Below are 14,111 nucleotides of genomic sequence, written 5' to 3' on the forward strand. Positions count from 1 at the left end.
GCACACTACGAGGGGAGTCGGTGGCGGCCTTTGGTGCGGTGCGAAACGTCCCTGTGAGCACCGGGCAAGGGGTCGGCGATGTCGCTGGGAAGTTTCGCCGGGCTGGTTCGCCCTCCGGTCAGCCCCCTGCTGGAAATGCGGGGTCGTGGAAGACGCGATCCAGTGCGCGGGCAGGGTTTCGCTGGGACGCGGGAATTGTGGAGCCTCGGGGTGGAGGTCCCTTCTTCCGGGTCATGCAGAGCCGCTGATGCGTCGTCTTCCCGGATGGTCCGCGTGGGGTGCGTCCGGGTGGGTGATCGGGCCCGGGACGATGCGGCTGTGGGGCCCCGGAGCCGAGAGCGCGGGGACGGGGGCGGGGCAGCTCGGAATCGCCGTGGTAGCGGCTTGGCTGGCGGGCCTTGGGGTGGGGCGGGGACGGACGGCCACTCCTGGAATGGGGCCGGAACGTCATCAGCGCGGCGGGTACTACCGGCACCAGGCGGTCGTGTTGGCCGTACCGGCACGGCGTATCTACGCCGGCAGGCGAAGAGTCGGTGGAGCACCTCTACGGATGGAGGCGCACTCGCCCCTGCGGGGCGCGCCTTGCGGGATGCGGAACGACAGGGCGCCTGGGCGTGTTTCGGTCCTGGGGGGCGGTGGTTCAGCGCGGCAAAGGGGGCGCGGTCTGCGCCAACCGTGTCCGGGGCGGTCCAGTAGAGGGAGAGCGCGTCGTCGGGTTCGCGGTGACGAGGCCCCCATCATGTCGTCGATTCCTCCGCCGGGGCGGGTGACATTGGTGTCGCCACAGCCGTTCGACGGTGAGGAGTCTTCGGTGCATCGGCGACGGCCGCCGCGTGCCGGCCGCACGCCAGGGTTCCGCTTCAGCCTCAGACGGCCTGTCCGCTTCGCAACCTTGACAAAACGGATGTGTTCAGTTGGACGCCGGGTTAAGCGAAGGCCACCTCTGCGGGATGACAAGGGGAAGCGGACAGCGCCCGCCGATAGGCGGAAGCCTCTCCGGCACCCTGCCGGGGCGGTCCCTGGTCCGGCATCCGACGTCACTCGATACCCCCGCGTCCCAGAGGATCATTTCGCCCGCCGGGCGGGCTGCGGGCAGGGAAATCCGCCGCTCTTTCGCCGTGGGAAGCTGTCAGGAAAGGCACACCTGGCGTCGTCATCAGGTGTACCGATCGTGAGAATTGAGGGCGCTGATGCCCGAGGTGCGGTCCCCCAATACGAGACTGCGGTCACTGCTCGCTGAATGTTCCTGGAGCGGGGCAGACCTGGCGCGGGCAGTCAACAGCGCGGGCCGGGAAGCCGGGCTGGCCCTGCGCTATCAGAGACCGTCGGTAGCCCAGTGGCTGTCCGGGAGCGTGCCGCGCTCTCCGGGTCCCGAGCTGGTGGCGGAAGCGCTGACCCGGCATCTCGGCCGCACCGTGACCCCCGCACAGGCCGGCTTCAGTACCCAGCGGCCCGCCGGGGCGTTGGAGTGCCCCAGCACGACCCGCGCGCTGCGTACCCTGGCCGTCGAGGCGGCGCGGCAGACAGCGCACGTCTACTCGGTCGAGCGGCTCTCCCGGGTCCCCCGCGTGGCCGGTTCCGGCCGGTACCAGGCCGTCTCCGCCGTGGACCACGAGCTGGACCTGTCCCTCACGGTCGTTCAGGGGATACGCGACCTCACCGCGTTCTTCGTGCGGACCAGCCGCCTGCTGGGCGCGGAAGGAGTGCGCGCCGCGCTGACCGCCTGCCTCACCAGCATTGCGCACTGCCTCAGTCTGCAGACCCGCCCCGCTGTCCACTGGGAACTTCGGAGGGCCGCCGCCACGCTCACGCGCCTGTGCGGCTCTGTCTACGATGACGACGAACTCTATGGAACCGCGCAGGAGTTCTACTACGTGAGCGCGGCTCTGGCGGACGAGTCCGGCGACCGGGCCCATCTCGCCGCAGCCCTGCGGGCCCTCAGCATGCAGGCACGGCATCTGGGTCATTACCCGGCCGCCCTGGACCTCGCACAGGCCGCGGTCGACCAGGGCCGGCAGGGCAGGCCAGGAAGCCTTGCCCTTCTCCACGGACAGCTCGCCGCCTCCTTCGCCGCCTTACAGGACGGCCCGTCAGCAGAGCAGAGCCTGAGGACCGCCGATACCTACATCGTGCTGCACAGCGCCTCCCCGCAACCCTCGCCCTCCAGTGCACGAGTGATCCGGGCACAGCACGCCTACCACCACGCGACAGTCGCCTGGCACCTGGGAGAACGCACGCGGGCGATCACAGCGCTGAAACTCTGCCTGCGCCTGTGTCCGGCGGAGATGTCCCACCCGCGGGCCATCGTCCTGGCCCGGATCGCCGAGATGCAGGCCCAGGAAGGCCACCTGGACCGGGCGTGCGAGACATGGTCGCACTTCCTCACCCACAGGTCGCTCGCCCGTTCCCGGAGTATCGAGAGCGCCGTCGTCGTCATGCAGGCGACGCTCGCCCCCCACCGTGACCGGGCTGACGCCCGCGCTCTGCTCCAGCGAGCCATTCCGCCCGGCACGGCCCCCGGCAGGCCGTCCACCGCGCCATCCCCGTACCTGTCCTTCCTGACCAGTCCCCACCCGCCGAGGCCATGAAGCCCCGGCCCGCCCGGCGGGCCCATATTGAACCGCGCCCCCCGGTCCGCAGCGCAGACTGTGCGACAGCAGGTGAAGGGACTGGGAACGTCGCGCGCGAGGCAAGATCAACGGCCAAGGAGCCACGGTAGTAGCTTCGGCCGCCTGCTCCAGGAGTTCGGCGATCTTCAATTCCGGTCCTGCCCATCGCCGCATCTGGTGGGCGGACCTGCAGGAAGGGCCCGCTTCGGCCAGTCCGGCCGAAGGGAAGGGGAGGACCCTGGAGGTGCGGCTGGCACGCAGCGGGCCTGCGCGATGTGCCACGAGCCGCCGCCCTCGGGCTCGGCCCCGCAGCGCCGGTAGCCGTGGCCTCGACCTCATGGCCGCCCACACGATGGGACGCGGACCCGCCTGCCCGACGTGCGACCACCGCCTCGCCCCCGGCTACTTCACCTGATTGGCTTTGTTCACGAGAACGGACAGCAGATGTTCACCACCTCCGGAGGCACCCCCCAGTCGGTGACTGTTCGATTCTCACTTGTCAGGGTTGCCTGACAAGAATGCGATTGTCAGGGTAGCCTGACAGCCTGTTGCCGTAGATGCAGGAGGAAGCGCCATGTGGGATGACGACCGCGACGGACGTCGTGAGCACGAGGGCCTGGCCCGCGCCCTGGACGCGAGCGGGGCACCGGACGGGAGGATCTGGAACGGGCGCGCCTGGCAGGAGTGGGACTCCTGGAGCGAGACCGGCTTGGTCACCTTCCCGCTGCGCGCCGGCGGCCCGACAGCGCTGCGCGCCGAGTGCCAGTGCGTCTGGCACGGCCCGGCCCGCCCGCTCGACGCGGACCCGTCGGTCACTGCGGCCGCGGTGAAAGCCGACTGGGAGCAGCACATCGCCGCCGCCACCGTCGCTATGCCGCCACGCGACGTCGAAGAGGAGATGGGCGACCTGGTCCTGCGGCTCTCCGCTCTCGCCCAGGAACGCCCGCTCGCCGCCCTCGGCGCGCTGCGTGAACTGGAAGGGATGATCGAGCCGCAGCGAGTGATCGCGGTGGGTCAGGCCCGGCGCCAGGGCGACTCCTGGCAGAAGGTCGCCGACGCGCTCGGCGTCGCCCGCCAAAGCGCCTGGGAGAAGTACCAGTTCGCTGGGACCGGGGCGGACGTCGATGCCGCCTATGCGAAGGCCGCACCGCCTGTCTCCTGAGAGGCATCGGGTCCCTGTGTATGAGCTGTTCGATTCCCACGGTTCGCTCAGGTGCCGCCGGAAGTGGTGAACACCTGCTGTCCGTTCTCGTGAACAAAGCCACCTGATCTGAGCACGCTTTTTGCGGTGGGCGCGGCCGTACGGCCGCGTGGCGGGAACGCGCACGGAAGGGTTCGGCGGAGGTGTCCGTGCGACGGCTACGCGATCGGGTGGGCCGTGGGGGCACGGCCAGCCTGTTGCAAAAACGGCGGCACTGCGACAGCACGCGCCCGGGGCCACGGGCTTCCCCGACGAACGGTAGATGGTGGACCAGGACGAGACGCGCGGCCTGGTACTGGCCCGTTCATGCCGCAGGACGTCGACCCGGACGGCACCGTAAGGTCCTCGCACGATGCTGTGGTCTCCAACCCGGGCGGCCGGCGCCACCGCGGTCTGCGGGTCCAGGGCGGCCAGGTGGGACGCCGCCCCCAGTGCCCATGTGTGCGTGTGCCGCTCCGGGCTGTCGGGAGAGGCAAACGAGGCGATAGTGCCGCTGCAGGCCGAAGAACTCGGCGACGTCGAGGTCGCGGCACCGCTCATTGATCCGGTGACCCGCTTCGCTCGCGCCTACCTGCGCGAGGCGGCCTCCTGATCTGGGGTGGTCTCCGGGAAACGGCGCGATGACCATGTGCGGATCGGTAGCGGTGCCGGCGAACCGCCGCTGAACGACCTGGACGACGAGCAGATCCAATAGCTTCGGGGCGAGCTCGCCCCGAAGGTAGAGGAGCTGGGTCCGAACCCGCCAAGAAGGTAAGACGGGCTTCCTTGGCCGTGCTGGTGTCGCAACCGTCACTACCAAGGGAGCCGTTCGTTCATGCCCACGGCCGCACCCGTACCTCTGTCCGGATGATCACCCGCGCCGCACACCTCGAACGAAATCGGGTGTGCCACAACGCACTCAGATGTGTGCGCATCGGCCTGGGGGTGGCTCATTGTGCGCACATGGCGAACGCACGGGAGGTACCGCGGTGCTGCTTGGTGAACCAGCTGTTCGGCTCGTCACCGGAGGGCGCGTTCGCGTCCAAGTCGTCCAACGAGTTGCCGAAGCCGTTGAGATAGGGGCGGGAGTCGAAGCCGCCGCCGACGAGCTGGGTGCCCTCCGGGCAGGTCGCGGAGATGTATTCACCCGGGTCGGACCAATCCGATGCCACGACGATCGGCGGCGTGGAGGAGGCGGGGGAGCACATGGCGTATGCCTGCGACCTACCGGCCAGCCTTCTGATGAACCACGAGTTCGGCTCGTCCGGGGAAGGGGCGTCGGCGGTCTGCTCGTCCAGCACATGGCCCAGTGAGCTGACAACAGGTTGGGAGTCGTGACCACCGCCGACAAGCGTCGTGCCCTGCGGGCACGTCGCCGAGATGTAGTCACCCCTTCCCGACCACCCCGACTTCACCACGATCGGTACGGACGGCGCCGCGGCCCTGGCCTGGGCCACGACAGAGGCGGCCCCAGTGCTCTGCACCGTGGCGACAACCGCCGAAGCGGCTAGTGCGCTGGCAATCCACTTCTTCCTCGCCTGCACAAGCACTCCTCGAGTGTTCAGGTCGGCGTGCGCCGGCTGGAGTCCAGCCTCCCCGATCATCCGTCGCGCCTGAACCCCGGCCGGGAAGACCACTCCTCTGCTGCGAAACGCCATTCATTCGGCGTAGTCCGTGGGCAAGATCATGGCGGACGCCGGCCAATGTGATCATGCACGCCCGGCGTGCTGAGATCGCCGACGCGATCAACGGGCGGCACCGCAACCCCGGGTACTCCCGGACGTCGAGCTGCCCCCACCGGCCGGGGTGGGGCGACGGCCCGGTGAGCGTGGCCCTCCGGGGGCTTCCCGGGGGGCGCTTGTGGTGTCTGGCGAATACCGCAAGGATGCCGGACGTCGGGGTGGTGGTGGGTCAGGTGCAGGTGACGAGGAGGGTGGTGAGGGCGGTGCAGGTGCGGGTAGCGGTGTCATTGGCGGGGTTGGGATCGGCGGGGGCGCTGGTGGTGCGGGTGGCGGTGACGGTGTAGGGGGTGAAGAGGGAGAGGAGGGCGACGGGGGCGGAGAAGTGCCGGGTGGTACTGGTGCCGGGGGCGAGACTGGTGGCGGTGCAGGTGGCGGTGCCGGTGGTGACGGTGCAGTCGGGGCTGGTCGCCGACATCGGTGCGGGCAGGGTCGCCGTCACCGTCGCGGAAGTGAGGGTGACGGGGCCCTGGTTGGTGAGGGTGAGGACGTAGTTGATGCGTCCGTTGAACAGGCCCGGCACGGGAGTGGCCGTCAGGGACAGCGCCAGATCCGCACCAGGGGGGATGGCAGCCGCGGCGACCGTCACCGACGACGGACCGTCCCCGACCGGGACGGTCGCGGTGACCGTTGCGGCGGCGGTGTCGATCACGGAGACCGTGTCGGCGAAGTTGTCGGCGGTGTAGGCCAGCGCCCCGTCCGGGGAGAGGGCCACCGAGAGGGGGAATTCACCGACCGGGATACTGCCGGTGACCGCATTCGTGCCGGTGTCGATCACGGAGATCGCGTCATCGCCGCTGGCAGCGGTGTACGCGCGGGCCCCGTCCGGGGAGAAGGCCACCGACACCGGCCGGTCCCCCACGGCGATGGTGTCGGTGACCGCATTCGTGGCGGTGTCGATCACCGACACCGAGTCACTGAGGCCGTCTGCGGTGTAGGCGCGGGCCCCGTCCGGGGAGAAGGCCACCGCGGACGGGCGAGAGCCGACGGGAACGGTGGCGGTGACGGTGCTGCTGGCGGTGTCGATCACGGAGACCGAATTGCCGAAGCTGTTCGCGGTGTAGGCGCGGGCCCCGTCGGGTGAGAACGCCACCGAGAGAGGGGCTTCGCCGACCGGGATACTGGCGGTGACCGTCCCGGCAGCGGTACCGATCACCGACACCGAGCCATCGACTTCATTGGCGGTGTAGGCGCGGGCCCCGTCCGGGGAGAAGGCCACCGACACCGGCCGGTCCCCCACGGCGATGGTGTCGGTGACCGCATTCGTGGCGGTGTCGATCACGGAGACCGAATCGTCATTGCTGTTCGCGGCGTAGACGAGGGCGCCGTCCGGGGACAGTGCCACCGACACCGGCCCGTCCCCCACGGCGATGGTGTCGGTGACCGCATTCGTGGCAGTGTCGATCACCGACACGGAATTGCCGTTGCTGTTCGCGGCGTAGACGTAGCCGGGCCCGGCGGCGCGGGCCAGGGCGGGGGTGGCCGGCGGTAGGACGCAGGCGGCGATCGTGAGTGCCGTGGCGGCCGCGGCCAGCATGCGCACCGGCCTGCGGGAACATCGAGCGCGGGGGGTGGAGGCGGAGGTCCTGGGCATGAAAGGGAGGTTCCTTTCGGGTACGCGTCGCCCAGGGGGTCTCCCGGGGCCGGCGCAAGAGGACGACGCTGACATGGGAAGCGGTCGGTCCGAACACCGGAACTCCACACAAAGTGAGCCCATGGTCACATCCTGTGATCGAAGGATGGTGTGCCCCTCACGGGTGAAGCAACCCCCCCGACACGGCTTTCCCCCGAACGAGCACGCCACCGGGAAACACGGCAGCCCCCTCCGCAGTCGGCACCCTGCCCGGGCGGGCGGCCAACATGCCCGGCCGGGACGCGGCACGCCGCCGGGCGGCACCGCGGGACCGCGGAACCGGAAGACGAGAAGCACCCCCGCCCGGACGGCAAGCGGACGGACGGGCATGCCCGTCCGCCACCCCTCCTCCGGGGCTTTCGTGCGCACAGCCGCGCACGAAAGCCGCCGCCGGGTGCGCGGGGCGGGGCGATGCCGCGCTGCCGGGCGCGCTGCACTTCGCCTCGTACGACCGGAGGCGGGACGCTGCGTCGAGTGACCGCGCGCGCCGTGCGCCGGCGCGGGGATGTCCCGGCCCGGCGGGGCTTGGTCCGCGCACTCGGCGGAGGCCCGCTCCACCGCTGCGGCGCTCGCCCGGCGGGCGATGCACAGCCACTGCCGGGCTTCGTCGACCGCGCCCCGGCCGGCGGCGCCAGCGCGAAGGCCCTTTGATCTTCTGCGGCACCATCTCGGCGAGGTCCGCGCGGGCCCAGCCCCGGAGGCGGAGGCAGTACGGGTGTTCCATGTTTCCCGGCGGGGGCGCTCGTTGGGGGGGACGGCGTTCCGGGGCGTTGCCATCCGTCAAAGGGGGCGCGACGCTTCCAGGTGATCACTGGATGTGACAATGGACTCACACTAGGTGAAGCTCCGGCGTCCGGACCGACCGATCCACACGCTCGCGTCGTCCCCTCCGCCGGTCGCGGGAGACCCTCGACGGCGCATGCCCGAGAGGAACATCCTCCATGCCTTCCCTGTCCTGGTTCTCCCGTTCCTGCGGCCGGGGTGCACGCAGTCCGGTGCGTGTCCTGGCCGCGGCCGTCACGACGGCCGTCGCGGCCTGTATCCTCCCGCTCCTGTCCGCCGACCCCGCCCACGCGGCCCCGGGCGACCGAGTCCTCGCCTACGTCGCCAACAGCGGCGACGACACGGTGTCGGTGATCGACACCACCACGCAGGCGGTTACCGCCACGATCCTCGTCGGTGACGATCCGGTCTCGGTGGCGGTCTCCCTGGACGGCACCCGCGCCTACACCGCCAACAGCGACGACGACACGTTGTCGGTGGTCGACACCGCCACCAACACGGTTACCGCCACGATCCCCGTCGGTGACGGCCCGCAGTCGGTGGCGGTCTCCCTGGACGGCACCCGCGCCTACACCGCCAACAGTGGCGACGACTCGGTATCGGTGATCAACACCACCACCAACGCCGTCACCGGCATCCCCGTCGGGGCCTTCCCGTTCTCGGTGGCGGTCTCCCCCGACGGCACCCGCCTCTACACCGCCAACAGTGGCGACGACTCGGTATCGGTGATCAACACCACCACCAACACGGTTACCGCCACGATCCCCGTCGGTGACGATCCGGTCTCGGTGGCGGTCTCCCTGGACGGCACCCGCGCCTACACCGCCAACCCCTTCAGCGGCTCAGTGTCGGTGATCAACACCACCACCAACGCCGTCACCGGCATCCCCGTCGATGCCTTCCCGTTCTCGGTGGCGGTCTCCCCCGACGGCACCCGCCTCTACACCGCCAACCCCAACGACGACTCGGTATCGGTGATCAACACCACCACCAACGCCGTCACCGGCATCCCCACCGGTGACGGCCCGCTGTCGGTGGCACTCTCCCCCGACGGCACCCGCGCCTACACCGCCAACAGCGGCGACGACACGGTGTCGGTGATCAACACCACCACCAACGCCGTCACCGGCATCCCCGTCGGCAGCGTGCCGGAAGGGGTGGCGGTCGGGACTGTTCCCGGCCCCGACGCCGACCTCGCCGTGACCCTCACGGCCGTCCCCGTCCCGGGCCTGCTGAACGGCCGGATCAACTACACCCTCACCCTCGCCAACAACGGCCCCGCCACTCTCACCGCAGCCACCGTCACCGCGGCCCTGCCCCCATCCACCACCGCGACCAGCCCCGACTGCGCCATCGCCACCAACACCGCCACCTGCACCCTCACCACACCCCTCGCCCCCGGAACGTCCACCACCAGGCGCCTCACCGTCCCCGTCGCGCTCCTCAGCCTGGGCACCCCCTACACCGTCACCGCCACCCGCACAACCAGCACCCCCAACGACCCCAACCCCGCCAACAACACCGCCACCCGCACCTGCACCGCCACCACCACCCTCATCATCAACTGCACCTGACCACCCACACCCCACAACAACCCGCCCCACCACCACCAACGCCGCGAAACAGGACCACAGCCCCGCCGAAGGGCGGGCCATACGAGTTCACCTGCCGAGCCGCAGTGTGCTCAGTCGGTGGACAGCGCGTCGAGGAGCCGGCCGACCTGCGGGTCGGGCAGGACACGGGCGACGTCGGCCTGGGCGACCACGCCGATGAGGGTGTGCCCGTCGATGACGAGCAGGCGGCGGACCTTGCGGGAGATCATGGTCCGCAGGATCTCGTCCGCGTCGTCGTCAGCACCGATGGGCACCGCCTCACGTACGGGCCCGAACAGGATCAGTGGCCTGAAAACTCCTTCACCGGCAGCTACACCGCCTCGTGCATCTCCCCGATCCAGTCCGGCAGCGGCACCGAGACCCTCACCTGGAACGACGGCACCACCTCCACCTGGAACTGGTCCTCCACCGTGGCCACCAACGCCGCCGGACAGCTCGTCGGAACCTACGACGGCGAGATCGTCGCCGGCCGCTACGCGGGCGCCAGCCTCAACAACATCGTCATCGAACCCAACACCGATGTGACCGCCTGCTTCGCCTCACCCGGGCTCACCCAGACCATCGGGACCGCCACCTGGACCTTCATCGGCCTGTAGCCGAAGCGCCGGGGACTCGCCCGACCACGCCCGCGCACCCGGGGTCGGAGTGCACGGACAGGAGTTCGCCCAGCACTGCCCGGACACGGTCTCCGGGGCCGGGGAGTTGGAGCCGCGACTGTCATGAGGGGGCGGGCCGCTGCCCCACGCGGGATCGAGGACCGGAGCGGCCGGATCCCCTCGCAGGAGCGGTACGCGCGCGGGCGGTGGCGGAGCCACGTGTGTGGCCCCGCCGTTGCCACCCCGCTTCCCGAGTTCGCCACCCCTGCCGGGCGCGAGCGGACGGTGGCGGAGCTCCACGAATGTGTCGCCGATCCTACGAGTCACTCATTCGGACTACTTTGCCTTTCGTGCCCACCAGGGCGGGCAAACCAGCTCCAGGAGCCTTGCGACCGGGTGTTCTTCCCGAAGCACGCAGTGGGCGGCACCGGTGACGGGCCCCTCGGCCGACGGCGTTCTCACCTGTCCCGGCGTCCCCGGAACCGGAATCGCACACAAAAGTCGAAGGAATCGCCATGCATCTGTCCTCACCTCTGTCCTCAGCGAGCCGCGGCCGGCCGGCCGCGCGGCGGCGGTCCGTCGCCTCCGCGACCCTGCGGACCCTGACGGCCGCCTCTCTGGCCGCGAGTGCCCTGCTCATGGCCTCTGCGGGCCCCGGGACCGCGGCTCCCGCCGCACCGGCCGGGACGAGTGCCAATTCCTCGGCCCTCACCATCGACGCGGCCTGCCCGGTCGGCACCGGCACCGTCAACTACACACCCGGCATCGTCCTCGCCCCCCGGCAGACCAGTCTCTCCTTCACCGGCAGCGCCGGCCCGTGTACGAGCACCGACCCCGCCATCACCGCGGTCTCCGCCTACAGCGGCACCGGCCAGGGCGACCTCGGCTGTCTCTCGGGAGGCTTCGACGCCACCGGCACCATCCTCTGGAACACCGGAGCCGTCAGCAACGCCACCCTCTCCTCCGTGGTCGACCTGCGCCCCGGCGGAATCCCCGTGATCGTTGCCACCGGCCCCATCACCTCCGGCAAATTCGCCGGATCCACCGTCGAACTCGTCAGCGTTCTCCTCCCCGCCAACCCCCTCGGCTGCTTCACCAGCCAGGGCATCACCCAGACCCACGGTCCCGTCTCCCTAACCGTCCTCCACTGAAGGGTGTGGCAGAACCTGCGAGACACTTTATTCGCGCCATGATCCAGCGGCTCAGCGGATGAACTAGCCGCTTCTGATCTGGTCGGCCCACCCAAGTCGATCCCATGGATGCCATGTCGAGTGATCGTGCTGATGCTCCTGCAACACGCCTTGGGCCGCGTGTCAGGCATCGCGGGCGGTCGGCCATCCGGCGAGACCGCCCGCAGTGCTGCGGGCGCCGGCACAGCAGTACCGGGCAGACGCCGAAGAACGCTCCCCCGAGTACGGCCGCCCTCGTCAGCCGGGGGCGTGAGGGATGCGCCGGTCGGTGATTCGGGTGCCGCCAACACCGTCGCCTGCCAACAGGGCGGTCATGAGATCGTAGAAGTCCAGGAGGTTCTGGGCGTGAGCGGCTCTGCACCCCACCGACCAGCGAAGTCCTCCAGAACGCGGCGCTGCTGTTCCTCGGGGGCGATCTGCCGCGCGAGGACGCCGCGGTCGACGTACGGGTCGACGGCGGCGAGGACCAGGCGCCGGAGCTCGTCCGGCTCCATATTGGTAGGTCCGGCTATTGGGACTTGCGGAGTTCTCCCTTCTGGCGGCGGGAGAGGTCGGCCGCGTAGGCGCTTCGGGATGCGCCGGAGTACTGAGTCCAGCGGGTGGCGGATCGGATGGGGATGCCGAGGAGCCGGCTGAGGACAACGGCGGGGAGCCCAGCGGCTAGGTCCAGGAGGGCAGTGTTGCGGGCCGGCTTCGAGAACACCGCCACCAGCTGACCGAGGGCCAGTCCTAACCCTCCAGGCGGTCTCCACCCACTGCGCCCCACGACCGGCCGGAAGGCGGCGCGGGGCGCTGCGTTGTCCTGCGAGCCGTTCAGGCTTCCCCGGGGGCCGGCTTCCACAGGGAGCGGGCGAGCCCACTCCCGTCGCAGTGGAAGCACAAGCCGCTCGCGGCATCGTCGCGGACGTCGATGGTGTAGGTGGCGTCGCGGAAGAGCCGGGTGAGCCCGGCGGTGTGCGCGGTGTGGATCGGGAGCTCCTGCCGTCGGCCGAGCGTGAGCTCCAGGGCCGCCGCGTAGGTCTTGCAGCGGGATCCGCTGCTGGCCCTGCCCGGTGGCTTCCAGCGGCTGGCCGGCAGCCGCTCCCACGCCTCGTCGGCGCTCACAGCGATGTACATGGCCTGGGACGCTACCCGCTGTCGAGTTGACGCCGCTGGGTTAATTTCTCCCTCGTGTGAGCGGGCGCGGATCTAAGCACAGTCGAAGCGCTGGAACAGGGCTGGCAGGAACTGCTCCAAGAGGGCCTGGGCTGCGCTGGTGTCCATCAGTTCGTCGTGGCCGAACCGGAAGACCTCGTAGCCTCTGAGCTTGAGGTCTCGGTCGCTGGCCATCGTCTGCGCGTACTTCGCGCTGTCGGGGCGCTGGCCGCGGTCTCGCGTGTAGTGCTGGGATCCGTCGACTTCGAGCACGATGCGCTGTCCGTGAGGAAGCAGGAGTAGGAAGTCCATGCGTGAGCGCAGCAATGCCTGGGGGCCGCGTTCGCGGGCGGTCTGGGGGTCCCAGTGGAGCCACACTTCGGGCAGCAGTACAGGGTGGTCGTAGACCTTGGCGCCGAGGATCTGGTGGTAGCAGTCGAAGAGGTTCTGTTGCCCGGGAGAGTTGTCGGGCAGGCTGCGGCGGAGCCGGCGGTAGAGGGAGGACTTGGCGTCGGCATCGGTGGGGATCTTGTGCTTTTCCTGCCACCAGGTCTGGAGGTCTCGCCAGCGAAGGCCGGCTGCTGGCGTGGGACGGTCGTAGACAAGAGATTTGTCGGGGTCACCGACGATCTCGATGTCGTTGTCCATGGCGGACTGGAAGCGGATGTCGGGCTTGGTGAGCGAGGCGAAGATGATGTTCTTCGGCTTACGGTTCTCGGCGAGCCGGGTGGAGACCATGCTGAAGCGCGGGTAGCCGCCGTCTGTCCCTGTTTCCCTCAGCTCGATCGCGGCACCGCGGAGGTGCTCGTTGATCGCGGCAACGAGGGGCCGTTGCACCGTTTCGTCAAGGAGCACGTCGGCAGAGACCAGCTCTTCGAGGAACCGGGCGAACCTGGCGTCGCCAGCTTCGAAGGCACCCAGGTTCTCAATAAGATCCTCGGCCGACCAGTCCCCCGGGTTGCGAAGGACGTGCTGCTCGATGTCGCGCCTGAGGCTTGGGCCCGGGGAACCGAAGAACGCGTCGACAAGCGGGCTCATCTCGTCGCCGAGGACCCAGAACCGTTCCAGCAGCGCCATGAACCGGCTCTCGCTGCGGACAATATCGGCCAGATCGAGGGAGCGGGCAAGCTCGCGCCGGATCCTCCTGGGTATCTCTGGAGGGGAGGACTCCGCCCACAGCAGGTCTTCGATCCTGTGCCTCTGCGCGGTATTCGCGTAGCCACCTGCCAGAAGGTTTTGCGCAACGGCGGGGAGGTCGCTGTCGGAGACCTGCGCGAAACTCCGCTCGACTCGCTCGTGCTTCGTCCCCTCGTCCGACTGCGGCATCCCCACCTTCGTAAAGGCTTCGCTGAGCGTGGCGTGCGTGTTCCCGCCCAGACGAGCGGCGACCTCGCCGACCAATTGCCGAAGGGTCGAGCGATCCCTGCTAGCGGCCATCCGCCGATCCTCGCAGAAGGCACCGACACCCGGTCAGAAATTCAAGACGCCCGACCTCCAACGCGACCAGCTCGGTCCGAAGCGCCTGACACAACTCGCCAGGCTGGAGACAGTGGGCCGGGGCGCGTTCGGTGTCGGCACTGGTACCAGCCCAGGGCCCGGTAGGCGTCATGCCGCTACCCCCCAAAGCAGGAACA

Annotated in this window: 12 protein-coding genes and 1 pseudogene; 6 read left to right on the forward strand and 7 right to left on the reverse strand. The window is 69.7% G+C overall.

Going from position 1 to position 14,111, the window contains the following annotated elements:
- Positions 1-1,190 precede the first annotated feature (1,190 nt).
- From OID54_RS00135 to OID54_RS00145, 3 genes are all read left to right on the forward strand, one after another.
- Positions 1,191-2,588, forward strand: a complete 1,398-nt coding sequence (locus OID54_RS00135; RefSeq protein WP_329012003.1) for a hypothetical protein — start codon at positions 1,191-1,193, stop codon at positions 2,586-2,588.
- A 595-nt stretch (positions 2,589-3,183) separates the two neighbouring features.
- On the forward strand, positions 3,184-3,771 hold the full coding sequence (locus OID54_RS00140; protein WP_329012005.1) for a hypothetical protein: 588 nt from the start codon (positions 3,184-3,186) through the stop codon (positions 3,769-3,771).
- A gap of 391 nt (positions 3,772-4,162) precedes the next feature.
- Complete coding sequence (locus OID54_RS00145) at positions 4,163-4,402, forward strand: hypothetical protein (RefSeq protein WP_329012009.1); 240 nt, start codon at positions 4,163-4,165, stop codon at positions 4,400-4,402.
- Positions 4,403-4,739: 337 nt separating this feature from the next.
- Here OID54_RS00145 and OID54_RS00150 read toward each other — a convergent pair whose 3' ends face one another.
- Both OID54_RS00150 and OID54_RS00155 read right to left on the reverse strand, forming a co-directional pair.
- Positions 4,740-5,333, reverse strand: coding sequence for a hypothetical protein (locus OID54_RS00150; protein WP_329012012.1), 594 nt, complete (start codon positions 5,331-5,333; stop codon positions 4,740-4,742).
- 367 nt (positions 5,334-5,700) lie between these two features.
- Positions 5,701-7,122, reverse strand: a complete 1,422-nt coding sequence (locus tag OID54_RS00155; protein WP_329012015.1) for a YVTN family beta-propeller repeat protein — start codon at positions 7,120-7,122, stop codon at positions 5,701-5,703.
- Positions 7,123-8,102: 980 nt separating this feature from the next.
- On the opposite strand from OID54_RS00155, the gene OID54_RS00160 reads away from it, so the two are divergent.
- Positions 8,103-9,518 (forward strand): beta-propeller fold lactonase family protein, encoded by a 1,416-nt coding sequence (locus OID54_RS00160; protein ID WP_329012018.1) that lies wholly within the window; start codon positions 8,103-8,105, stop codon positions 9,516-9,518.
- A 110-nt stretch (positions 9,519-9,628) separates the two neighbouring features.
- Here the strand turns inward: OID54_RS00160 and OID54_RS00165 are convergent.
- Positions 9,629-9,817, reverse strand: a pseudogene (locus tag OID54_RS00165) (CBS domain-containing protein); the annotation flags it as partial.
- Between the two features lie 150 nt (positions 9,818-9,967).
- On the opposite strand from OID54_RS00165, the gene OID54_RS00170 reads away from it, so the two are divergent.
- Together OID54_RS00170 and OID54_RS00175 are read left to right on the forward strand one after the other, a co-directional pair.
- A complete protein-coding gene (locus OID54_RS00170; protein ID WP_329012021.1) occupies positions 9,968-10,153 on the forward strand; it encodes a hypothetical protein in 186 nt (61 codons plus the stop codon).
- Between the two features lie 515 nt (positions 10,154-10,668).
- Positions 10,669-11,304: a hypothetical protein gene (locus tag OID54_RS00175; RefSeq protein WP_329012024.1), complete on the forward strand. Its 636-nt coding sequence runs from the start codon at positions 10,669-10,671 to the stop codon at positions 11,302-11,304.
- A gap of 350 nt (positions 11,305-11,654) precedes the next feature.
- Here OID54_RS00175 and OID54_RS00180 read toward each other — a convergent pair whose 3' ends face one another.
- The 4 genes from OID54_RS00180 to OID54_RS00195 form a co-directional block, all read right to left on the reverse strand.
- The gene (locus tag OID54_RS00180) at positions 11,655-11,837 is read right to left on the reverse strand and encodes a hypothetical protein (RefSeq protein ID WP_329012026.1); all 183 of its coding nucleotides are present in this window, start codon (positions 11,835-11,837) and stop codon (positions 11,655-11,657) included.
- A gap of 14 nt (positions 11,838-11,851) precedes the next feature.
- On the reverse strand, positions 11,852-12,052 hold the full coding sequence (locus tag OID54_RS00185) for a hypothetical protein (RefSeq protein WP_329012029.1): 201 nt from the start codon (positions 12,050-12,052) through the stop codon (positions 11,852-11,854).
- A 104-nt stretch (positions 12,053-12,156) separates the two neighbouring features.
- The gene (locus tag OID54_RS00190) at positions 12,157-12,459 is read right to left on the reverse strand and encodes a hypothetical protein (RefSeq protein ID WP_329012032.1); all 303 of its coding nucleotides are present in this window, start codon (positions 12,457-12,459) and stop codon (positions 12,157-12,159) included.
- A 72-nt stretch (positions 12,460-12,531) separates the two neighbouring features.
- The gene (locus OID54_RS00195; RefSeq protein WP_329012036.1) at positions 12,532-13,914 is read right to left on the reverse strand and encodes a hypothetical protein; all 1,383 of its coding nucleotides are present in this window, start codon (positions 13,912-13,914) and stop codon (positions 12,532-12,534) included.
- Between the last annotated feature and the right edge of the window lie 197 nt (positions 13,915-14,111).

Origin of the sequence: Streptomyces sp. NBC_00690, from assembly GCF_036226685.1 — a bacterium.
Lineage (GTDB): Bacteria > Actinomycetota > Actinomycetes > Streptomycetales > Streptomycetaceae > Streptomyces.